Origin of the sequence: Acinetobacter sp. YH12086 (assembly GCF_013419345.1) — a bacterium.
GTDB lineage: Bacteria > Pseudomonadota > Gammaproteobacteria > Pseudomonadales > Moraxellaceae > Acinetobacter > Acinetobacter amyesii.
Genome location: NZ_VPAF01000003.1, coordinates 140,365 through 162,445, shown reverse-complemented (window position 1 = coordinate 162,445; position 22,081 = coordinate 140,365). Strand labels below are relative to the sequence as shown.

The window sequence follows — 22,081 nt, the reverse complement described above, 5'->3', positions numbered from 1 at the left end:
ACGAGATAAATATTAGGTTTTGATAAACTATTTGTCAAGAACATTTGGAACCCCCTTCTCGAATTCATCTGCACACTCGCCATACCAATCCATATCCGTTTTTCCATCTGGTCGCTCACCAATGGCGATTATTAGAGACTGCCCTTCCTCTCGGCCATACCTCCACCGCTGTTTTTCAAGTAAATTAATACCTTCAATTTTCTTTAAATCCTCCGTAAATTTTCGATAAGAATATTTGTGTTCAAGGGATGATGAAGCCCATTCTTTATAAGATTCATATAGCTGTTTTGCTTTGCAGCTGATGCACTTGTATTTTGTTTCGCCAGATAGCCATTCGTCGATAAAAACTTCAATCGAACGCTTACTCGCATTAATTAACAATCGCTTAGCATCTGTTATTGGCGGCTTATCATGCTTAAAATCATCCAATGGAATACTCAACAAATAGGTGTAAAAAGCATCTAAACCATCTCCAGCAATTTCTGCATAAACTTGTTCACTTAAACCTTCGTCTAGTTTATTTTGTGGAGCAATTACGAACCATCGACGAGCCTCTCCGTGCAACGGAAATGGTATATTTTCGTTTGATGCGAAAGCCATATTGAAATATGCAGGAACCTGTTTCTGTGGACGCTGCTTTTCATTAATCGTGACACTTTTTGCAGTAATTAATGCATTCAAATAAGGTGTAACGTTGTACTTAGTTGCATTCGTCGCAATTTCTTCACCAAAAATAAATGCAGCATTATTAAGCCATCCGTTAAATTGCGGACTTTCTAGCTCCTGGGAAGTAATCACTCTATGATATTTCCCATAAATACCACCCATAACTTTCTCAAACAGTGTAGTTTTACCTGAACCCTGTATATGGCTTGCCATTAAGACAGCACTGTGCGCTTTTTGGCCTTCATTTTGTAATGGATATGCCAGCCATTGAAGCAACCACCGTTGAATACTTGAATCGCCATTACATAGTGACCAAATCATTTTCAAGATCGCAGTACAACGTGACCGAGTTATTGCATATTCAATGCGGTTCTGCTCCTGATCCAACAATTCTTTAACGGGATAACCTTCAAATGTATTGATATAGTTTGGATCAATATCAATTTTTCGAGTCGGGTCAAAAATCAATTTTTCATAATCAATTTCACAACGAGTCGGACTTTCAATCCACTTTTTATACTCATGCGGATACATCAGTTGTGCAGCTGACCAGCCAACAACACGATTTAACGACTTGTCATACAAAAAAGTTTCACCTTTAAGCAGCACACAGTTTTTGCTCATATTTGGCGCAACTGCACCAGCATTTTCGATTAATAGTTTCTCAACTTCATCTTTTTCAATAGTTTTTCTATTGTCATGGCTATACCAGTACTTAAACGTCGTACTTAGTGTGTGTTTTAAAGATGAAATCTTAAATTTATGGTTGTTTTTTAAATCGAAAGCATCATTACTGCATGAGATAACAGCATAACGATCCAAGGCATTTTGTAATTTCTCATCATCAGTATGTCCACCCCTAGCCCCCTGATGTTCCTGCGAGCCAGTTTCTGGGTGACCATTCATAGGAGGTGCAAAATCCAAGGAAAAATCATCAAGCCTTGAATCTTCACAAGCATTCATTTGATTTTCAAAGCCATTATCATGGCCAAATTCTGACATTTGCCCCGAAAAGTGGTCGGCTAAAACAAGGGGGTCCGGGGAAACAGAAAAAGCAGAAGATTGTGCCGAAATACCGCTTTCGATCTGCTCCCGCACAACCCCTAGTCCCTCTGACACATGCAGGTCATTGAAATCTGATAGTGGCTTTGATGATGCCTGCGGCTGCTCTAACATTTCATCTTGACTCATACGTTCACCGCTTGACTAAATTTGGGGATAATCACAATGCCGCCTGTTGCAGCCACAGCTTTATTCGCAGCTTTTAAGCCTGCATCAGGTGGAGTCGAATGACTGTCATCGTCAGCGCAATACACAAGACGTGCATGCGGATGCAATATGCGTATTTCTTTACCCACTTTGTCTATATTTCCTGAATTAAACGCCACAACCGTGACGTGACCGGTCGCCTCATAAATGCTGGCACCAGTCGCATAGCCCTCAGCTATACAGATAATTTGATCTTGCTGAGTCACCTGGCCAATCATGTAAAAACATGCGCTGACTCGCCCGCCTGGTAAAAAAGGCTTATGGCCATCCGCATGAATTTCTTGAACATTCCAAATTTTTCCGTCTATATCAAACAGCGGAACAATCAGATTTCCTTTGCCATTTATGCGACAGCCATGGTTTTGAACCTGCTTGCGTGCCAAGTACGGGCAATCACGATCAGATGATTTATAGGCCCAGATCCGTGCCGCACGTTTGGCTGCAGCTTCTTGTGCTTTACGCTCTTCAAGTTCAGCTGCTTTGGCCTGTGCTTCGGCCTTTTCTTTCCATTTTTTACGGTCTGCATCTGTGACTTTGGTTTCTGCAGATAAGCCCAGTACTGCGCCAACTTCTGTTAAAACTTCTGAATAGTTCATGCTGCGAGACTTTTCAATCAGTGCAAATCCATCACCTGCACCACATTGATTACAGATCCACGTACCTTTTCCCTGTTTGTCGTCACAACGGAAGCGGTCTTTACCGCCACAAATCGGACATGGACCATGCATATTTTTTTTAGCTGGTACTGTGATGCCAAATGCTGGGTATACAAGATCTTTCCAACGTCCGAGCGCAGCATCCCGCACTTGATCAAATGTTAGAGCCATCAATTTGTCTCCACATCATTTTCTGCCTTTTGACGGGCTAATTTTTTAAGTTGTGCCACAGCTGCAATCAGACACATTGCATCTTTTTCAATGCTTGCCAATTCAACATCGACTATTCGTCCATCTTTCAATGCATTACTCACCGTTGTGAATAACTCACCTACACGGTTAGAAATTGCACCTATATTGGCCAAAAAGCCCGTGTCATGAATATCAATAACGGCTGGTAATTCGTAAACCACTGCATTACCATGCGCGGCAGCTGCACTTTGCAAAATGCGAATGTCTTTTGTGTAGTTCAAAATTGCTTCGACATGTTCAGGATGCAAATGATATTGCGTATTTTGTATATCAACACATTTGCTGAATACCATTGGATTAAACCCATGAATTTCAGCTATGGCGGCTTTACTTCCATGTCTATCTTTACAAGCACGATATAGCGCAACATCCAAAGGTAAGACAGCATTTTGTGCAGCGAAATTTGATAAAAAATCACTCATATCTAATTTGTCCTTAATTTTGGATATTTTCAGCTGATCCGGATTTTTCTAAAGTACGCATGTGAATAATTGATTTTTCTCGTTTTTCAACTAAAGCATTTATTTCATACTCACGAAGCTTAGGTATTTGTTCTTTATCCCATTTGGCTACTGCTGCCGTTGTCACACCAAGCAACCTAGCCATCTCAGCTAAACTACAATCCAATTTTGCAATGGCTTCATCTCTTGTCATCTTTAGATCCAAAAACTAACTTTAGTAAGTTTTATTAAATATGAGTTTAGTTAGCTGGTCAAGAACTAATATAAGTTAGTTTTATAATAAAAGGCTTTTCAATGGAAACTATCGGTTCAAGAATTAAGAAATTACGTAAAGAAAAAAAATTAACGCAAAAAGATCTCGGTAAAATTGCAAACGTCTCAGATGCTGCAGTTGTACTTTGGGAAAAAGACGTAAACGTTCCGAAACTTGAAAGCTTACAAAATATAGCTCCCGCGTTAGGTTCTAATGTGGGTTACATCATGTACGGCATTGAAGGCACAACTGACAATATTGAAGATTACAGACCTGTTGCTCGCATGCTCCCCGTACTCTCTGACGTACAAGCTGGAAATTGGACCAATGTGCAATCTGTAAATAATTTTGATATTAATCAATGGCTACCATCACCACCAAATGCAGGAAAAAATAGTTTTTATATGGTTGTAAGAGGTATTAGCAACTACCCTCATTTTAAAGATGGAGATTTTATTTGTATTGATCCAGACATCTCAATTGAGCATGTACAGACTGGAGAGATGATCGTTGCCCAATGTGATGGAGAGGCAACATTTAAAGCTCTTGTTAAAGATTACAACCGCATGTATCTACAAGCCCTGAATCCCAATTTTCAACCTAATATATTGGAGTTGAAAGAAAATTGTGAATATAAAGGTAAGTATGTTGGGAAATTCGAACCTAGCAAAAAATTTATTTAAGTTAGATAAAACTAACTAAAGTAAATTTATTGTTGACACAACCTACTAAGTAAAGTTAGTTTATTGGAACAAACTTTACTTAGTAGGTTTTTTTATGAAAAATTTAAATCCTCAAAAAAATGATCAATTCGATCAAATCATTGTCAGTCGTCTACTCGCTGATGACTTTGCGCAACCACAAGTCAAAGACTTTGATTTCTACAAAGAACGTGCTGTTTCACAGATTCAGACTGCTATTCACAGCATCTACAAATCAAACAATCAACACGAATTTACAGTCGCAATTGCACAAGCAAATGCATTCATTGATGCTGCAATCAATTTCGAATTTATTGATTTAACAGAAAAAGCTAAATGGCTTGACGATGTTGCAAAGGCTATGCGTGCTCAATTGATCGAGGAGTATGTATGAACTTATCAGTTACTCCTGAAAGCATCGTACCCGAGCAATCAGTCATTGATTCATGGCCAAAACTGCATCGAAAAAAAGGTGGCCATGCTTGCCAAGGGAAATGTCCAAATTATACGGATGAACAATGCTGTCATTGTTTGATCCAAGACACTCCAGCTGCTCTATCTGATGAAGACAAGCACCTTAACAATGCTGTGGACGCTGTGGGGTATGTGCCATGAGTTTAGAAAGTAATTTGCTTACTGGCATCGCAAATATTTCACGACTGTGTATGACCAAATCAGGTACTGATTTTGAAATCAATATGTCGCTCTACCCGACTAAAAACGAACTGAATATTTATGTTTTTAAAGGCGGTTATGCGCATGCATGGCGTAATCGCAAAAAACGTATTGAAAAAATTCGTATTGATTTACGTGATCCAAAACTTGCAGCAATGCATATGGTCGAAGCTTTTACTCATATTGAAAATATGGCCAATGGATTTCGTAAGGAGATGAACCAATGAATTTACATTATGGCCATGTTGCCGTGTTCATTTTTATAGTTTGTCCCGCTGTTTTAGCTGCCTCAATATTTTTCCGCTTGATGATTAATCATGCTGGTGAACTGAAGGCGCAAGCAATGCAACATAAAACTAAAATTGGAGAATAAGACATGCTTCAGTTTACTGATTTGAATCATACAAAGCACACCATCCATTTAGCAAACATGACAAATGTGGTCTACCGACTTCAAAACGGCGCTCATATCATCACTTTTCACATGCTTGGAAATCATATCGTACCTGCGACTGTAGACCGTGTAACTGCAGAGCGTTTGATTCAGGAATTGGGAGCAAATTAATGACTCACATTGAAATGCTTCAAAACCCCAACTTCAAACGTAAGCTTGAAAATAAAATAGTTGCGCATATCAATCATGAGTTTTCAAAGGCTGGCCGAGAACTACCATTGCCTAAATTTCGAAATGATATGGTGACTTACGAGGATGCTAACGTCACGAAATTAGTGAATCGCATTCGTACAGGTGCAGTACTGCTTGCGCAGATGCTGGATGAAAAGGAGGCTAAATAATGGTTTTAACGATTAGTCAAACTTGCAAACTTTTAGATATTGGCCGCACTACAGTTTATAGAATGTTTGATCGCGGTGAACTTGAACGAATTGAATTTGGCCGATCAGTACGTGTCAAATTACCTGATAAACTTTCGGAAGCATATGCAGAACAAATCAAAGCCCTTATAAACTAAGGGCTTTTTCTTTCAAGCTATCCAGATAATCTGACCAGGCTTGCATCATTACTCGACGTTCATCTAAATATTTTGTCCTATTATAGGCACGTCCATGCATATCACGCACTTGATGCCCCAGCTGCTGTTCAATACGCTCAATCGGGAATTTTAAAACTTCATCTAGCAACGTCCGAGCAGTTGCACGAAAACCATGCCCTGTTGTTTCACCATTTTCCCAACCTAAATTTTTAAGTGCTTTATTGATAGAACTGTCAGATAAAAGCCGTGTTTTTCCCCAATAATTCGCAAAACAGTATTCATTATTACCAGTCACCATTTTGAGTTCTTCAAAAAGCTTTTTTACCTGGTGTGATAGAGGCACTATTAACTGTGTACCAATCGCATTTTCTGTTTTGGCCGGCGTATAAGACCAGGTGCTATTTTCTAAATCTATGTCCGCCCATTTGGCTGCACGTAATTCACCAGGGCGCACAAAAACATGTGGCAATATTCGCAATGCGTAACACATGACGATAGATCCACGCTTTGTGTATTGATCAATCGCAACTAGAAGTTCACCCAACAATTTTGGATCTGTTACTGCAGCATGATGAGTCGCCCGATGTGGCTGCAATAATCCCTGAATATCTAATGCGACATTTCTGTCACAAAGACCAAGCACCAATCCATATTTAAAAACTTGACCGGCTTTAGAGCGCATGCGTCTTGCCGTTTCAGATTTCCCTTGCTTCTCATAAATTTGACAAACATCTAATAATTGACGGGCCGTTATTTCATGAATCGGTTTTTTCCCGATTGCATCGAATAAATACTGATAAACAAATTCGTTACGATGCCGCGTTGATTCAGCCAGTTTTTCTGTTTGCATAAATTCGCGAGCCACAGCTTCAAATGTATTATTCAACGCAAATCGCGCTTGTTCTTCTAATTGCTGCTTATGCGTGAATGGATCTATACCTTGTGACAGTAGCTCACGATACTCTTCACGATGTTTTCGCGCTTCCGCCAACGTCATCGCTGGATAAATACCAATGCCAATCGTGGTTCTCTTTTTTGTTATGGGCTTAAAATAATCAAACCGCCAATAAGTTCCACCTTTTTTATCTAAAAGTAGAAATAAACCACCACCGTCAGACAGTTTTACAATCTTATCTGGTGATTTTTTGTGCTTAGTAATTTCTGATTTGATCCTGGTATCAGTGAGACTTACGACAGTTCTGGCCATGTTTAGTAGTACATTATTTAGTGCTGCCATGTTGTACTGCTAAATGTACTGCTAAAAATTCGGATTATAGCGGTACTACATGGAACAAGTTGAAACAAAGAAAGGAGCGATAATACAGTATTTATAAGGATTTGCGGTTATTTTGGTATGTGTTGAAATATGTAAGTGGTGCGCTCAGCGGGACTCGAACCCACGCCACAGGCTTCGGAGACCTGTACTCTATCCAGTTGAGCTATGAGCGCTTATTTTGGATTGCGCACATCATAACAAAAAAAACTCTAAGGTAAAGCAACTATATAGATGTTAGGTATTTTTCTGCTTAAGCTTTATACAACGTTCTATTTTTAAAATGCAGAATTCCATACGATTTACTTGGTTTATTTGCCCCGATATCGCACAATACTCACACTATTTATAGAGTGAATTATTTATGACTGATGCACTAACGTTAAAGCAGCTGTCAAAAACCTATAAAAATGGGTTTCAGGCGCTTAAAGGTATTGATTTAACAGTACCCGAAGGTGAATTTTATGCACTTTTAGGTCCCAATGGTGCAGGAAAATCTACCACGATTAGTATTATCAGTTCACTTACCCGTAAAACTTCAGGTTCTGTTGAAATCTTTGGCCATAATTTAGATACCCATCCCTCGCATGCAAAGCAGTGTTTGGGCGTTGTCCCTCAAGAATTTAACTTTGGTCAATTTGAAAAAACATTTGATATTTTGGTGACTCAAGCTGGTTATTACGGTATTTCTAAAAAGATAGCAGAGAAACGTGCAGAGGAATATTTAGAAAAGCTTGGCCTTTGGGAAAAACGTAGCACCCAAGCACGCATGCTATCGGGCGGTATGAAACGCCGTTTAATGATCGCTCGTGCCATGATGCATGAACCTAAACTACTGATTTTAGATGAGCCGACTGCTGGTGTTGACATTGAGCTACGCCGTTCGATGTGGGATTTCCTCACTGAAATGAACGAAAAAGGCACGTCCATTATTTTAACGACACACTATTTAGAAGAAGCAGAAATGTTGTGTCGTCGAATCGCAATTATTGACCGTGGTGTGATTAAAGAAGACACCAGCATGAAAGGTTTTCTCAGTCAGTTAAATGAAGAAACCTTTATTTTCGATTTAGCCGAACCCATTGAACCGATCCATATTGAAATTATTGGTGTTCGTTTCAACTTAGTTGACCCCGTCACTTTAGAGGTCACTATGGATAAAGCCCATACCTTAAATGATCTATTCCAACTCATGGAATCTCAAGGTATTCAGGTTCGTAGTATGCGTAATAAATCTAACCGACTAGAAGAACTGTTTGTCCGTATGGTCGAAAAAAATCTTGAAGGTGCAGCACAATGAATTTTAACCAACTGTGTATCGCCCTCTACACCTTAGTGTATAAAGAAATTCGCCGTTTCATGCGTATTTGGCCGCAAACTCTTCTCCCACCTGCGATCACCATGAGTTTGTACTTTGTGATTTTCGGTAATTTAGTCGGTTCACGCATTGGGCAAATGGGCGGTTTTAGCTATATGCAGTTCATCGTGCCCGGCTTAATTATGATGGCGGTCATCACCAACAGCTATGCCAATGTGTCATCCAGTTTCTTTAGTGCAAAATTTCAAAAAAGCATCGAAGAATTAATCATGAGTCCAGTGCCGTTACACTTGGTGCTTTGGGGTTATGTGATCGGTGGTGTTTGCCGTGGTGTTTTAGTCGGCTTTATTGTCACTGTGATGAGCCTATTTTTTACTGAATTACACCTGACCAATATCTTCGTAACTATATATACAGTTCTCATTACTTCGCTGCTGTTTTCTCTTGGCGGATTTATTAATGCTGTTTATGCAAAATCTTTTGACGACATTTCGATTATCCCGACTTTCGTCCTGACTCCGCTGACTTATTTAGGCGGTGTTTTCTATGCCATCTCATCACTGAGTCCTTTTTGGCAAAATCTCTCTTTAATCAACCCTGTCGTGTATATGGTCAATGCATTCCGCTACGGTATTTTGGGCCATAGCGATGTGAATGTCGGCATTTCACTGACAGTAATTACTGCATGTTGCGTTGTACTTTATGGCGTGGCGTATCATTTACTTTCTCGTGGTTCAGGAATGCGTGAATAATGAGTGTAGAACAATCCCTTTTAGGTAAAGACACCAACTACCCAACAGAATATCAACCCGATATTCTGTTTCCGATTGCACGTGCCACTGCACGTGAACAATATGCCCATGTGGAAGGCATCCGCCAAGGTACAGACTGGTGGCATGTTTTTGAAATTTCTTGGTTAAATGCTTCTGGTGTGCCTCAAGTCGCTATTGGCCGTTTAACTTTGCCTGCAAGTTCAGACAACCTCATCGAATCCAAATCTTTAAAGCTCTACTTTAATAGTATGAACTTTACCAAATTTGATTCTCAGGCAGCGTTTAAAGCAACCGTTGAAAAAGACTTATCTGCTGCAGCCAATGCCGCTGTGACTATTGATCTATTTCATGTTGATGAAGTTGAAATTTCAAAACCGCAAGGCATCTGTATTGATGACTTAGAACCCACCCAGTTAGAAAATCATCCAAATGCAGCTTTACTCTCTTTAGATGAAGATGCAGCGCAAGAAGAAGTTGAAATTCAACTTTATTCACATTTATTAAGAAGTAACTGCCCAGTCACGGGTCAACCTGATTGGGGAACGGTATTTATAAGGTATAAAGGTACTAAGCCTTGTTATCGTAGTATTCTGGCTTATATTATTTCTTACCGTCAGCATAATGGTTTCCACGAACAATGTGTGGAGCAAATGTTTGCCGACATTTGGCAACATTTAAAACCAAGTCAGCTGATGGTATATGCTGCCTATACACGCCGTGGTGGATTGGATATCAACCCTTGTCGTGTATCGGATTTAACATGGATGCCTCGCCCCATTCGATTGGCGCGACAATAAAAAAATTGAGGTTAGTGATGCCATTTTTTGGTTTTATTCCTTCTGAGGAACTTCTAAGCAGTATCCAAAATGGTCACGCGAAAAAAAATTCGAGTGAACCACTTTATCCTTTACGTGATAAAACAGCTTTGCTGATTAATGAAGAAATCATTGGTGCAACTATATTAGCTCCTGTTCATCTGTTTCCTGCAAGCGATAAGCGCGACACAGCAGAAAAACTGGCTGGCTATGTCAAATCAACAGTCGCTGTATTGTTAAAGCAACTACTAGGTAAATCTCCGAATGATGTGGTGAAACAATCAATTGAATTTTCAGAACGAAGTTTATTTCAAGACGCGACTGGCACTTATCGTGTAGGTCTAAGTTTAGATGCAGGACTAGTCACTAACCTTAAAAATAGTTATGCGGAAATTAAATCGGGCGCAGATATAAATAAAGCTGCTTTTGGTGAACTGTATAAACAGTTTGCTGAAGCTGCAGTGCGTCATTTTATGAATGACTTTAATAAAACACTCGATTTAGGCATGATTAAACGTAAAGCAGCCGATATCGGTTCTTCTGCTGTGATTAAAGCTATTCATATTGCAATTGATAAGATTTTCCCAAATTTAACCAAAGAAGAGCTAAGTGCCCTTGCAGAAGCACATGATGCGATGTTTAACAAATAAATCTCGCTTTTCGTCAAAACCTAGCTTTGGCTAGGTTTTTTTATGGCTAAACGCATAAAATCGAATCCCGATACAATGACTATATAGTCATGCAAACACAGTTCTAGAATTGAACAGATTTTTATTAAAAGAAAGACAGTACATTGATATCCACAATTTTTAAAAATCTACAAAGAACAGGAAGAACCTGAATATAGATCATATTTTAATGTGAGCCGTCATTTTGGCTTAAATTTCAATGCGTCCATTTTAATATTCAATCTCTTTCTTTTTTATCATTCAGTCTATATTTCTACTATATATAGCGACGTTTTCAACAGCATTGAAGCGCTGGCGAACAAAAACTATGTAATGAATAAACCACTGCTTGCATATGGGTGTTTTAGACCGGTACCTTTTTAATCCTGTCCCTTTATTTTTAGATATAACATTGCAACTTTTGTAGCTTCTAAACAGTATTTCGCAACGCGATAAAGTTTACTCGTTCAGCGTTTTTATGACGCATGAGTTTTAGAGTCATCTTTATTTCAAATGATTTGTGAATATTTGCAAGTTATGTAAATGAATATGTCACTTTTCAATATGTTAACTGCGAAAAAACCCTTTGCTTTGTCTTTTTTTGTATATCTATTTATGAAAGCATGCGCTGTCAGTGGTATCTTAGTTGCTATTGGTAACGTTTACCTTTAATGAGCTATGAAACCAGAAGGTCATCACAATTTTCAGGATCTTTTCCCCTCGAAATTTTGTTCATACTCATCGCTAAAGCAACTGGAAATTTTTTATTTATGCTAAATCGAAATTTTTATAAAAAACTATCACATATTGCCATTATGGCCGGTTCAATTTCACTGACCAGTTTTTGTCAGGCTAACGACTTCCAATCTCATCCGGCATATGCAAGCTTTAAACAAAATGCAATGCAAACCTATGGTCTGAGTGAAAATCAAATTGATTGGGCAATGCAAGGCAGTAAAAACCTACCCAACATTATTAGCATTATGAATAGACCTGGTGAATCAAAGCCTTGGTACCAATACAAAACCAATTTTTTAGCTGAAAGTACAATTCAACGCGGCGTTCGCTTCAAAAATCAATATGCCGACACTTTAAATCGTGCAGAACAACAATTTGGTGTGCCTCAATCCGTGATTTTAGGCATTTTGGGTGTTGAAACAGGCTACGGCAGCAATAAAGGTAATTTTATTACCCGTGATGCTTTGGCGACCCTTGGTTTTGGCTATGAACGCCGTGCGCAATATTTCCAAGATGAACTTGCTGCACTGATTGCTTGGTCATATAAAGATGGTGTTCCAACCAACTCTGTCGTCGGTTCATATGCAGGTGCTGTGGGTTATCCTCAATTTATGCCAAGTAACATTCCAAAATTTGGTGTGGACTACGATGGCAATGGTCATGTTGACCTGCGTAATTCGGCTGTCGATGCCATTGGTTCAATTGCAAATTATCTAGCAAATTATGGTTGGCAGCGTAATCAACCGATTGCTTTTGCTGCTCGCTATAGCGGAAACAACCCAGATGCTATTATTGCAAAGGATTTAAACCAGCCAACACCCTATGGTGTACTCAAGGCTCAAGGTGTAACCCCTATGAATCCATTGGTAAAAATCGATGATCTCGATTTAGTCAATGTCATCCAATTGCAAGATAGTTATGGACCAATTTATTACATCACTTATCCAAATTTTCAGGTCATTACAACCTATAACAAAAGCCGTATGTATGCGACTGCACTATGGCTTTTAGGCACTGAAGTTACCAGTCGATAAGACTGGTTTTTTCTTATAGAGCAAAAAAGTCAACAAATATTTTCATTAAAATGAGCATTTATTCGACATTTTACACACCTTGTTACATTATTGATTATTTTTTAACCAACTATTGTTAATTTTTTAGACATTTTCAAAGTATTTTAATTAAACACTAGACAGCCTATTGATGGCATGAATATTATCCATCTCGTTAAATGTAGTTGCAAAAGTGAAATATCAGACGTGTTTACATGGATATCAGCGACTTAGTTGAACCAGTAAATATGCCATTGGGAGATAAACAATGCAGTCATCAATTATTAAATATGCCTTAGCGCTTGCCACGGCAGTTGCGCTAAGTCAGTCACAAGCTGAGATGGTTCAGTCATCATCATTCAATCATGATAATGACAACTCGCGTCTTGCAGCTCGTGTATTGAATAAAGAAGCTCAAAGCTTCAATTCAAACTTTACGAATTTAAGTAGCCTTTCAATCACTGAGCGTTCTGGCGATAAAATTCGTCGTCAAACAATCGCTGCTAAAATCGAAATTCCTGAAGATGAGCCTTCAGTGATTGAAAAGTTAAATACTGTTGCATCGAATACTGTTCGTAAGTTCACTCAAACAGGTACTGCTTCTTGGTACGGTCGTCAATTCCACGGTCGTAAAACAGCAAGCGGTGAAACGTTTGACATGAACGCACTTACAGCAGCACATCGTAGCCTGCCACTTAATTGCTTTATTCGTGTTACGAATCGCAATAATGGTAAAAGCGTCGTGGTGAAAGTAAATGACCGTGGTCCATTCCATGGCAACCGTGTTCTTGATTTATCTTATGGTGCTGCTAAGCAATTGGGTATTACCAGTGCGGGTACTGCAAATGTGAGCATTGAACGCGTAGACGGTCCAAATTCTTAATTCTCCAATGAAGTGACTGCATTTAACAGACCACGCCTAGCGTGGTTTTTTATTTGAAACCTCTTAGTCTTTCAAATCATCAGTAATCCTGATTTTGACCCTTCCTCCATTCTTGTTTATATTGGAGTCCTTCCCCATGATTAAGGACTATCATGAAAACAATCAACGAATGGTTTGATGAATACAGCGAAAGTCATCAAAATAAAACCAATAAAATGATTCACTGGATTTGCGTACCCACGATTTATTTTTCAATCGTTGGCATATTGGCGCATTTAAGCGCGCTACTTACTGCTGTCTTACTTGCCTTAGCATTTATCTTTTACGCACGTTTAGACATTGTCCTTGCTGTTGCAATGGCCGCGTTAACGTTAATCATGGCATGGCTAATTTGGGTGCTACCAGTTGGATATGGCTTTTATATCGCACTCTTTGTATTCGCATGGATTGGTCAATTTTATGGCCATAAAATTGAAGGTAAAAAGCCCTCTTTTTTCAAAGATCTCCAATTCCTCCTCATTGGCCCTATTTGGTGTTTAGATACATTTGCAGGCAAAGTACTTGGTAATTGGAAAACACGCCATAAATCGCAAATAAAGAGCATTTAAAGCATGATTAATTTCATAGATCTCTTTTTCACTTATTCCACATCGGTTTTCTTCATATTCGATGCTTAAAACCCTATTGTTTATAGGTGTATTTATCTCTGGTATTTCCAATCATTTTTTCTATTTATACGACCAAAAAGCCAGTGTTTAAACACTGGCTTTTACTCAATATGGTTAATCCAATTTTATGTTGATAGCTTCATCTGAATCATGATCATTTAAATAACTAAAGTTAAAAATGACTATGTGATTTTTATTGATAGGTTTTACCTTGATGCTTTAACCAACCATCCTGATGACGTCCATTTGGATCGTGATGTGTCCAGTGCATCACCCCCCCCGATCTGAATATTCATATTCACCGTAAAATTGAACTGTATCGCCTTTTTGCAAGTTATCAATTCGTGGGGCTAGATCGATATTATGTGCAACTAAAAGGGTTTGACCATTATTTAAGGTCAAAATGAACTTTTGATGGCGACTACCTTCATTATCATCTCGAAGTACCGCTTTCACTCGACCTATACCCTCAACCTGAACATTACTGAGTTTATTTTTAAATGCATGCGCAATAACATCTTCAGTACTCTGCCCTTTTTGTTGAGCATCTACAGGTTGTACTGATTCTATTTGTGGCTGTGCGTTTTGTTCCGTTGTCGTCTGAACTGGTGCAGATTTTTGTTGTTGTAAATCAATTCCGAAATAAGCGGCTGCAAGCGCAACAATAATTCCGCCGATGGTTAAATTTGTTTTGTTTGCCATAAGAGAGTTTAAATCTAAATTTTCAACTCATTATAGTCATTAATATGGATAAAAATAGAATCTGTGAACAACAATGTACACAATATAAAGTTTAAATAGCTTTGAAATCAGTAAAGCTACAGCCATAAAAAAAGCCCTCTAAAACGAGGGCTTTTTTCTACAAATAATCAGAGATTATTTTGCAGCAGCTTGAGCAGCAGCAACTTCTTCAGCGAAAGAAAGTTCAGCTTTTTTCTCAATACCTTCACCAACTTCGAAACGTACGAAGTTAGCAACAGTAGTACCAGTTGCTTTAAGAACTTCTGCAACTTTCTTATCGTTGTCGATAACGTACATTTGGTTCTCAAGAACAACTTCGTTCAAGTATTTCTGAACTGAACCAGTTACCATTTTTTCAACGATGTTTGCTGGTTTACCAGATTCAATTGCTTTCGCTTCAGCAATTTCTTTTTCTTTAGCGATAAGTTCAGCAGAAACGCCAGCTTCGTTTACAGCAACTGGGTTGAATGCAGCGATGTGCATAGCCAAACCTTTACCAGTTTCAGCATCACCAGCGTATGCAACTACAACACCGATTTTTAAACCGTGTTTGTAAACTGCAAGGTTGTCGCCTTCAACGATTTGAGCACGACGTACTTGGATGTTTTCACCGATTTTTTGAACAAGCGCGATACGAGCTTCTTCAACAGTAGCACCATCTTCAAGTTTCAATTCAGCAATTTGAGCAACGTCAGTTACACCAGCAGCAAGCGCAGCAGCAGCAACTTTAGCAGAGAAACCAGCAAAGTTTTCGTCTTTAGCAACGAAGTCAGTTTGACAGTTAACTTCTAAAAGGATTGCTTTGTTGCCTTCTTGAGCAATAGTGATCGCGCCGTCAGCAGCAATGTTACCAGCTTTTTTAGCAGCTTTAGCTTGACCAGATTTACGAAGGTTGTCGATCGCTAATTCGATGTCACCGCCCGCTTCTGTTAATGCTTTTTTACATTCCATCATTGCAAGACCAGTACGATCGCGCAATTCTTTAACCATGCTTGCTGTAACTGCAGTCATGTTAATCTCCTAAATACGGTAGAAAATGAATTCTTTTTTAGAACAGAAACGGCCCAGAGCTGTCTCTTGGGCCGTCTGCATACATGACGCTTACTTTGCCACTATCACGTGTCGCAAAAATGACAAGCTTACGTCAAACGCATTAAGCCTCAGAAGCAGGAGCTTCTTCGCCTTTAGCTTGTGCATTTGCTTGTGATTGAGCATATTCTTTACCAGCAAGAATCGCATCAGCCATAGCAGAAGCGTAAAGAGTAACTGCACGGATCGCATCGTCGTTACCAGGAATAACGTAGTCTACGTTGTCTGGGTTAGAGTTTGTATCAACGATACCGATAACAGGAATACCAAGGTTTTTAGCTTCTTTAATTGCAATTGCTTCGTGATCAACATCGATTACGAATAATGCGTCAGGTAAACCACCCATGTTTTTAACGCCGCCAAGAGCGCGTTCAAGTTTTTCCATCTCACGAGTACGTTCTAAAGCTTCACGTTTAGTAAGTTTAGCGAAAGTACCGTCAGTAGATTGAGTTTGAAGGTCTTTTAGACGGTTGATTGACTGGCGAAGAGTTTTCCAGTTAGTCAACATACCACCCAACCAGCGGTGATCAACATATGGTTGACCTGCACGTTGAGCTTGTTCACGAATGATTGCAGAAGCTGCACGTTTTGTACCAACGAACAAAACTTTGTTCTTTTTGCTAGCCAAGTTGTTAGCAAAGTTCAAAGCATCATTTAACGCAGGAACAGTGTGCTCAAGGTTGATGATGTGAATTTTGTTGCGCGCGCCGAAGATGTATTCGCGCATTTTTGGATTCCAAAAACGTGTTTGGTGACCGAAGTGTGCGCCTGCTTGAAGAAGGTCGCGCATGCTTACGTTGTAATCTGCCATTTTCTTTACCTTAAAGTTTGGGTTAGGCCTCCATATACCCGCATTCTCCACCTAAAAAGGCACCCAGAGAAATGTGTCGATATATGTGCGGATTTTATTGCCCCATCGCACAAAGCTCGTGAAAGATATTCACGAAAAAGCATTTGATAAAATGGGCGGCTATTTATACCATAGTCACATACAAATTTCCAAAAGTTTTTAGAGATCATGAACAGTACTTACGAAGCTCCACGTCGATTAATTAAAACGCCTGACGAAATTGAAAAAATGCGCGTCGCGGGTCGACTGGCGGCAGAAGTTTTGGATATGATCAAACCGCATATTGTTCCAGGTGTGACTACCCTCGAACTTGATACGATTTGTCATGACTATATTGTCAATAAACAAGAAGCTATTCCTGCATGTTTAGGTTATGGCGCTGCGCCGGGTCGTCCAGCATTTCAGCACGTTATCTGCACTTCAGTGAACCATGTGGTGTGTCACGGTATTCCATCTGAAAGCAAAAAATTAAAAAAAGGTGACATCTTAAACATCGATGTCACTGTGATCAAAGATGGTTACCACGGTGATACCAACATGATGTACATCGTGGGTGGTGAAACATCTATTTTAGCGAACCGTTTATGCAAAGTTGCCCAAGAAGCCATGTACCGTGGTATGGCGGTGGTAAAACCAGGCGCAACCATGGGTGATATCGGCCATGCTATTCAACAATATGTTGAATCAGAACGTTTTGGTGTTGTACGTGAATATTGTGGTCATGGTATTGGTACCGTTTTCCATGACGAACCACAAGTTTTACACTATGGTCAACCCAATACAGGCATGATCTTAGAAGAAGGCATGACATTCACGATTGAACCAATGGTGAACGGTGGCGACTGGAAAACCAAACTTCTTGGCGACAAATGGACTGTCGTGACTAAAGATCATAGCTTGTCTGCACAGTACGAACACACGCTACTTGTAACAAAAAATGGTGTAGAAGTGCTAACTGCTCGCCCTGAAGAAGATCTATCGCGTTTTGTTCAATAAGCAAAGTATTTGAAGCACAAAATTTTATTAAAAATGGTCACACATATTGTGGCCTTTTTTATGCCCTATTTTTGTCCGTGACTTTAAGAATTTGCCATAAAATTTGATTAAAAATTTAAGTAACTCAATGTAAATTTTCTCAATTATAGGGTTAGGATGGAATATCACACTTTTTTGCACATTGTTGATTTTGCCACTCCCCATTACTGTGCATTTAAGCTAAGATAGTGTGCTTTTTATTTTTTAATCCCTATAAGAAGGAATACTGCCGTGGACGTACGTCTGTCTGATCGTGTAAATAGCATCAAACCGTCCCCTACACTTGCTGTTACTAACAAAGCTGCTGAATTGAAAGCGGCTGGTAAAAACGTAATTGGTTTAGGCGCAGGTGAACCGGATTTCGATACCCCACAACACATCAAAGATGCTGCAATTGCTGCTATCAACAATGGCTTCACTAAATATACAGCTGTTGACGGTACTCCAGGTCTTAAAAAAGCAATTATTGCTAAATTAAAACGCGACAATAACCTTGATTACGCTGCAAACCAAATCTTGGTTTCTTGTGGTGGTAAACAATCTTTCTTTAACTTGGCACTTGCTTTGTTAAACAAAGGTGACGAAGTAATTATCCCTGCTCCTTACTGGGTAAGCTACCCAGACATGGTGATCATTGCTGAAGGTACTCCTGTAATCGTGAAATGTGGTGAAGACCAACGTTTCAAAATTACTCCTGCTCAATTAGAAGCTGCAATCACTGACAAAACTCGTTTAGTGGTTCTAAACAGCCCTTCTAACCCAACAGGTATGATCTACACTAAAGAAGAATTGCTTGCTTTAGCTGACGTACTACGTAAATACCCAGAAGTTTTAGTTGCTTCTGATGACATGTACGAACCAATCCGTTGGGACGACGAATTCTACAACATCGCAACAGTTGCACCAGATCTTTACGATCGCGTAATCGTTCTTAACGGTGTATCTAAAGCTTATGCAATGACTGGCTGGCGTATTGGCTACGCAGCGGGCCCTGCTAAACTTATTGGTGCGATGAAAAAAATCCAATCTCAATCAACTTCAAACCCAACTTCTATTTCACAAGTTGCTGCTGAAGCTGCCTTGAATGGCCCTCAAGACGTTCTTGAGCCAATGATTGAAGCATTCAAACGCCGTCACGACTTAGTTGTGAAAGGTTTGAACGACATCAACGGTATCACTTGCCTTCCTGCTGACGGTGCATTCTATGCATACGCAAACATCCGTCCTTTAATTCGTGCCAAAGGTTTAAAATCTTGCACAGAATTCTCTGCATGGTTGTTGGAAGAAACTGGTGTTGCAGTAGTTCCTGGTGATGCGTTCGGTCTTGGTGGCTACATGCGTATTTCTTATGCAACTGCAGACGAAGTACTTGTAGATGCGCTTGCACGTATTAAGAAAGCTGCTGATTCAATCGAAGGCGTTGACGCTGCGATTGCTTCCATTGCTGCTGAAAAATAATCTGCTTTTAAAAAGCTAGATTTAAAAAACCCGCGAATATCGCGGGTTTTTTATACTCTTCAAAAGAATAAATTAATACTCTTCACTTCAACATGCTTTTGATCAATTTTTTTCGCGGTTCAAACTAAATAACAAAGCTCATCCAGCCCATTTGACTTCCTTCAAATCGACTTAAATATTAAAAAGCCAAACGATAAAACCTAAAACTAACCTTCATATTCAAATCTTTGGTTTGCATTCTTTTTACGTTTTCAGCTATGTTATTTAAATAAGTTCCATTTTAGAACCCAAAACAATCACAAAACTAACCTATCCAGAGATATACCAATGAACATCAAAGAAATGACTGGACTCGAAATTTTAAAGGCAATGATGCAAGGCCAAATTCCACCTGCAAGCATTAGTGAAATTATTCCAATGCATCCCAAAAAGATTGAACAAGGTAATGTAGAGTTTGTTGTAAAAGCCGATCAGCGCCATTTAAATCCACTTGGTGGTGTGCATGGTGGCTTTGCAGCAACAGTCTTAGATACAGTTACAGGGTGTGTCGTACACTCAGCATTAGAAGCTGGTATAGGCTATGGCACCATTGATCTCAATATAAAAATGTGCAGACCTATCCCTAAAAATCAAGATTTAACCGCAATAGGCCATTTAATTAATATCAGCAAAAATTTAGCAATTTCAGAAGGCAGAATTATGGATAACAATGGAAAGATATATGCTCATGCAACAGCGACATGCATGATTATACGTCCTTAATATTTTTATTTTTCTGCTCGCAATTCAATGCGAGCAGATGATGATTCAAACTTAAATTGCTGAATGTAAGGCGCGAATTAATTGGCCTTCGCTTAGATCAATGCGATTACTGCCCTTTTGAAAGCAGTAATATTTTAAAGCACTATCTAACTCAACACGAAGTTCTTGTTGTTCTGAAATAGACCATACTTTAGAACGATTTGAGCCTGATAACGCATTACCGGCCAATTGGTATAAATACAAATCTTGCTTGCGTTGCAAAGGCACACGACGGCCATCATCTTGATGTTCAAAACGTAAATGACATGGCGTGTTGATCAACCATTTTTCACTAAACCACAGTTGTAATAAATCACCCAATGCCAAGTCACGTCGACCCAAAGGCCAAACGTCAACGTACGCACCTTCCACAGGTGTTTGATATTGCTCTTGATTACTAATAATGGAAAGATAGTTTTCTTGGTAAAAAGAAAAATTTGAAAAAATCTGAGAAATAGTCAGCGTATTCATTCGCTTTCTCCTGTTTAGCCATTTTAGTGCTGGCAAGTTGGGTTTAAATCCACACTGTTTAAACATATGTTTAAACGCTCTTTTGTTGTACTCAGACTATCAATTGAATTTTTTCTTTGCAAGCCTAAGATTCATTTTTTCTAAAAAATCCTTCTTTTTGTTCAAATAAAAAACATCTATCACGCATTTCTCCTCATATTGGTATTTTTAGCTTGACCCTCTTCAAAATCTGCTTATAATCGCATTCAGATTCTCCAATAGCTCAGTCGGTAGAGCGACGGACTGTTAATCCGCAGGTCCCTGGTTCGAGCCCAGGTTGGAGAGCCAAATTCTAAAGCCCATTTATTTAAATGGGCTTTTTTAATGACTATGATTTACATATAATCTATAAGTCATTGTCATTAAAATAAAAAAAATGTTCATTCAAGTTGATGCTGAATCAAATAAAACTGCCTTAAAACACTATCTCACTGCATTCATTTTTCTTTTAATTTTTATCAGCCCATTTGCAATTTATTTGGTGAGCTGCACACCCGAAAGTGAAATTGAGCAACATTTCAAAACGCCACCCAATTTATATAATAGTGAAACCAACACCCTTCTTGACAGCAGCCTACAATGGTTGATTCCACCTCAGCAGATTCAAAATCACAATACTATTCCGGAAATATCTGAATCTGTATTGAACGAGATGACAGAAGGACAATATTGGGCGAGCACACCGATTACACTGCAAAACCAATCTGATCAACTGTATGTTCATATTGATTTTGCAGGTCAGCAACAAACACGAAAAGATCTTGAAATTTCAGTACTTCCGTTATGCATTGTTAACGAGAAAGAAACGCCATGTATGAAAGCTGGGTTAAATGCAAGTGGACAACTTTTTAACATCTCAACTCAAAAAAATACGCAATATCGCACATTGGAGACCAATAAATCCTGGATGTTTTATGGCCATGAATTCCAAGAAAATTATATTATCCCACCACAAGCCACTCTCAAATTTTTAGTTAAAGCCAACACCCCTGAACACTTAACCCTTCAATGGCTTAGGCTAAGCATCAGTACTAGCCCCATTGTTGAGAAACAGCAAAATTTTATGCTCATGACGCAAAACAGTATGAAAATAAAATATGCACTTGCTCTATTACCACTCTTCATTTTAGCTTTGATGCACATTTTTCAAGGGTTTGAAAGCCTGCGTAATTTATCTATCGGCGCACTTGCAGCACTTTTATTTGCTATCAACACCATCATTTGGGATATCCACTATATGGTCATTGGTTGCCTGATTTTATGTTTTGCAAGTGTCTGTTATTGTTTTGAGAGCCGATATTATCGATTGCTCTATTTAACGGGTTATTTACTGATTGCAGGCTATTCGCAGCAATATTATGGTGGTTTTAATAAACACTTTTTCACTCAAACCAGTTTAATTTTATTGATAGGTTTATCGATGTTTTATCTTGAACCAAAAGATAGCTAAATCATTTTGATAAAAAAAGCTCTGCAAATCGCAG

At 39.0% G+C, this 22,081-nt stretch carries 27 protein-coding genes, 2 tRNA genes and 1 pseudogene; 20 read left to right on the top strand and 10 right to left on the bottom strand.

All coding sequences use genetic code 11. The annotated features are described in order from the left end of the window. Positions 1-27 precede the first annotated feature (27 nt). Genes FTU29_RS05565 through FTU29_RS05550 form a run of 4 tightly spaced genes read right to left on the bottom strand, consistent with a single transcriptional unit; the run spans position 28 to position 3,497 of the window. The gene (locus tag FTU29_RS05565) at positions 28-1,857 is read right to left on the bottom strand and encodes a DUF5906 domain-containing protein (RefSeq protein WP_180120781.1); all 1,830 of its coding nucleotides are present in this window, start codon (positions 1,855-1,857) and stop codon (positions 28-30) included. Continuing rightward, positions 1,854-2,762 (bottom strand): primase-helicase zinc-binding domain-containing protein, encoded by a 909-nt coding sequence (locus tag FTU29_RS05560; RefSeq protein ID WP_180120779.1) that lies wholly within the window; start codon positions 2,760-2,762, stop codon positions 1,854-1,856. Before FTU29_RS05560 ends, FTU29_RS05565 begins: the two co-directional genes overlap by 4 nt. Then, positions 2,762-3,265 carry a phage regulatory CII family protein gene (locus tag FTU29_RS05555; RefSeq protein WP_180120777.1) on the bottom strand — a complete coding sequence of 168 codons (504 nt, stop codon included), beginning with the start codon at positions 3,263-3,265 and terminating at the stop codon, positions 2,762-2,764. Before FTU29_RS05555 ends, FTU29_RS05560 begins: the two co-directional genes overlap by 1 nt. A gap of 13 nt (positions 3,266-3,278) precedes the next feature. After that, positions 3,279-3,497, bottom strand: coding sequence for a Cro/CI family transcriptional regulator (locus FTU29_RS05550; protein WP_180120775.1), 219 nt, complete (start codon positions 3,495-3,497; stop codon positions 3,279-3,281). A gap of 101 nt (positions 3,498-3,598) precedes the next feature. Between FTU29_RS05550 and FTU29_RS05545 the strand changes: the two genes are divergently transcribed. The 8 genes from FTU29_RS05545 (at position 3,599) to FTU29_RS05510 (ending at position 5,904) form a co-directional block, all read left to right on the top strand. Beyond that, complete coding sequence (locus tag FTU29_RS05545) at positions 3,599-4,240, top strand: LexA family transcriptional regulator (protein WP_180120774.1); 642 nt, start codon at positions 3,599-3,601, stop codon at positions 4,238-4,240. Between the two features lie 94 nt (positions 4,241-4,334). Beyond that, positions 4,335-4,652 (top strand): hypothetical protein, encoded by a 318-nt coding sequence (locus tag FTU29_RS05540; RefSeq protein WP_180120772.1) that lies wholly within the window; start codon positions 4,335-4,337, stop codon positions 4,650-4,652. Next, on the top strand, positions 4,649-4,873 hold the full coding sequence (locus FTU29_RS05535; protein WP_180040742.1) for a hypothetical protein: 225 nt from the start codon (positions 4,649-4,651) through the stop codon (positions 4,871-4,873). Before FTU29_RS05540 ends, FTU29_RS05535 begins: the two co-directional genes overlap by 4 nt. Then, positions 4,870-5,160: a hypothetical protein gene (locus FTU29_RS05530; protein ID WP_180120770.1), complete on the top strand. Its 291-nt coding sequence runs from the start codon at positions 4,870-4,872 to the stop codon at positions 5,158-5,160. Before FTU29_RS05535 ends, FTU29_RS05530 begins: the two co-directional genes overlap by 4 nt. Next, positions 5,157-5,306 (top strand): hypothetical protein, encoded by a 150-nt coding sequence (locus FTU29_RS05525; protein WP_180040740.1) that lies wholly within the window; start codon positions 5,157-5,159, stop codon positions 5,304-5,306. Before FTU29_RS05530 ends, FTU29_RS05525 begins: the two co-directional genes overlap by 4 nt. A 3-nt stretch (positions 5,307-5,309) precedes the next feature. Then, positions 5,310-5,498, top strand: a complete 189-nt coding sequence (locus tag FTU29_RS05520; protein ID WP_180120768.1) for a hypothetical protein — start codon at positions 5,310-5,312, stop codon at positions 5,496-5,498. Continuing rightward, positions 5,498-5,728: a hypothetical protein gene (locus FTU29_RS05515; protein ID WP_180120766.1), complete on the top strand. Its 231-nt coding sequence runs from the start codon at positions 5,498-5,500 to the stop codon at positions 5,726-5,728. The genes FTU29_RS05520 and FTU29_RS05515 overlap by 1 nt, the downstream gene beginning before the upstream one ends. After that, positions 5,728-5,904, top strand: a complete 177-nt coding sequence (locus FTU29_RS05510) for a helix-turn-helix domain-containing protein (protein WP_111883997.1) — start codon at positions 5,728-5,730, stop codon at positions 5,902-5,904. The genes FTU29_RS05515 and FTU29_RS05510 overlap by 1 nt, the downstream gene beginning before the upstream one ends. On the opposite strand, the gene FTU29_RS05505 is transcribed toward FTU29_RS05510, so the two are convergent. Then, positions 5,894-7,132 (bottom strand): integrase arm-type DNA-binding domain-containing protein, encoded by a 1,239-nt coding sequence (locus FTU29_RS05505; RefSeq protein WP_111884028.1) that lies wholly within the window; start codon positions 7,130-7,132, stop codon positions 5,894-5,896. The two genes, FTU29_RS05510 and FTU29_RS05505, sit on opposite strands and share 11 nt — an antisense overlap. 166 nt (positions 7,133-7,298) lie before the next feature. After that, positions 7,299-7,374 (bottom strand) — tRNA-Arg (locus FTU29_RS05500). A gap of 188 nt (positions 7,375-7,562) precedes the next feature. Here FTU29_RS05500 and FTU29_RS05495 point away from each other — a divergent pair. From FTU29_RS05495 to FTU29_RS05465, 7 genes are all read left to right on the top strand, one after another. Then, entirely contained in the window at positions 7,563-8,498 is a 936-nt protein-coding gene (locus FTU29_RS05495; RefSeq protein ID WP_180120765.1) for an ABC transporter ATP-binding protein, read from the top strand. After that, the gene (locus FTU29_RS05490) at positions 8,495-9,268 is read left to right on the top strand and encodes an ABC transporter permease (protein WP_180076837.1); all 774 of its coding nucleotides are present in this window, start codon (positions 8,495-8,497) and stop codon (positions 9,266-9,268) included. Before FTU29_RS05495 ends, FTU29_RS05490 begins: the two co-directional genes overlap by 4 nt. Further along, on the top strand, positions 9,268-10,086 hold the full coding sequence (queF, locus tag FTU29_RS05485) for an NADPH-dependent 7-cyano-7-deazaguanine reductase QueF (protein WP_111883994.1): 819 nt from the start codon (positions 9,268-9,270) through the stop codon (positions 10,084-10,086). Before FTU29_RS05490 ends, queF begins: the two co-directional genes overlap by 1 nt. Positions 10,087-10,103: 17 nt before the next feature. After that, entirely contained in the window at positions 10,104-10,754 is a 651-nt protein-coding gene (locus FTU29_RS05480; RefSeq protein ID WP_078191986.1) for a hypothetical protein, read from the top strand. A 788-nt stretch (positions 10,755-11,542) separates the two neighbouring features. Next, the gene (gene mltB / locus FTU29_RS05475; RefSeq protein ID WP_078191987.1) at positions 11,543-12,544 is read left to right on the top strand and encodes a lytic murein transglycosylase B; all 1,002 of its coding nucleotides are present in this window, start codon (positions 11,543-11,545) and stop codon (positions 12,542-12,544) included. Between the two features lie 286 nt (positions 12,545-12,830). Continuing rightward, complete coding sequence (locus FTU29_RS05470) at positions 12,831-13,445, top strand: septal ring lytic transglycosylase RlpA family protein (RefSeq protein WP_180007647.1); 615 nt, start codon at positions 12,831-12,833, stop codon at positions 13,443-13,445. 152 nt (positions 13,446-13,597) lie between these two features. Continuing rightward, positions 13,598-14,053 (top strand): DUF962 domain-containing protein, encoded by a 456-nt coding sequence (locus tag FTU29_RS05465; protein ID WP_180120763.1) that lies wholly within the window; start codon positions 13,598-13,600, stop codon positions 14,051-14,053. A gap of 253 nt (positions 14,054-14,306) precedes the next feature. On the opposite strand, the pseudogene FTU29_RS05460 reads toward FTU29_RS05465, so the two are convergent. From FTU29_RS05460 to rpsB, 3 genes and pseudogenes are all read right to left on the bottom strand, one after another. Next, positions 14,307-14,815 (bottom strand): annotated as a pseudogene (locus FTU29_RS05460) (DUF3465 domain-containing protein). 174 nt (positions 14,816-14,989) lie between these two features. Then, positions 14,990-15,865, bottom strand: a complete 876-nt coding sequence (gene tsf / locus FTU29_RS05455) for a translation elongation factor Ts (RefSeq protein WP_180066391.1) — start codon at positions 15,863-15,865, stop codon at positions 14,990-14,992. A 142-nt stretch (positions 15,866-16,007) separates the two neighbouring features. Next, positions 16,008-16,754 (bottom strand): 30S ribosomal protein S2, encoded by a 747-nt coding sequence (gene rpsB, locus FTU29_RS05450; protein WP_078190314.1) that lies wholly within the window; start codon positions 16,752-16,754, stop codon positions 16,008-16,010. A gap of 207 nt (positions 16,755-16,961) precedes the next feature. On the opposite strand from rpsB, the gene map reads away from it, so the two are divergent. The 3 genes from map (at position 16,962) to FTU29_RS05435 (ending at position 20,048) form a co-directional block, all read left to right on the top strand. After that, on the top strand, positions 16,962-17,789 hold the full coding sequence (gene map / locus FTU29_RS05445) for a type I methionyl aminopeptidase (protein WP_078191991.1): 828 nt from the start codon (positions 16,962-16,964) through the stop codon (positions 17,787-17,789). A gap of 270 nt (positions 17,790-18,059) precedes the next feature. Then, positions 18,060-19,286 (top strand): pyridoxal phosphate-dependent aminotransferase, encoded by a 1,227-nt coding sequence (locus tag FTU29_RS05440; protein WP_111883988.1) that lies wholly within the window; start codon positions 18,060-18,062, stop codon positions 19,284-19,286. A gap of 327 nt (positions 19,287-19,613) precedes the next feature. Next, positions 19,614-20,048 carry a PaaI family thioesterase gene (locus FTU29_RS05435; RefSeq protein WP_180120761.1) on the top strand — a complete coding sequence of 145 codons (435 nt, stop codon included), beginning with the start codon at positions 19,614-19,616 and terminating at the stop codon, positions 20,046-20,048. Between the two features lie 51 nt (positions 20,049-20,099). Here the strand turns inward: FTU29_RS05435 and FTU29_RS05430 are convergent, their stop codons facing one another. Then, positions 20,100-20,558, bottom strand: a complete 459-nt coding sequence (locus tag FTU29_RS05430; RefSeq protein ID WP_180007643.1) for a hypothetical protein — start codon at positions 20,556-20,558, stop codon at positions 20,100-20,102. Positions 20,559-20,809: 251 nt separating this feature from the next. On the opposite strand from FTU29_RS05430, the gene FTU29_RS05425 reads away from it, so the two are divergent. Then, a tRNA-Asn gene (locus FTU29_RS05425) sits at positions 20,810-20,885 on the top strand. An 88-nt stretch (positions 20,886-20,973) separates the two neighbouring features. Continuing rightward, complete coding sequence (locus FTU29_RS05420) at positions 20,974-22,047, top strand: hypothetical protein (protein ID WP_180120759.1); 1,074 nt, start codon at positions 20,974-20,976, stop codon at positions 22,045-22,047. Positions 22,048-22,081: the final 34 nt, after the last annotated feature.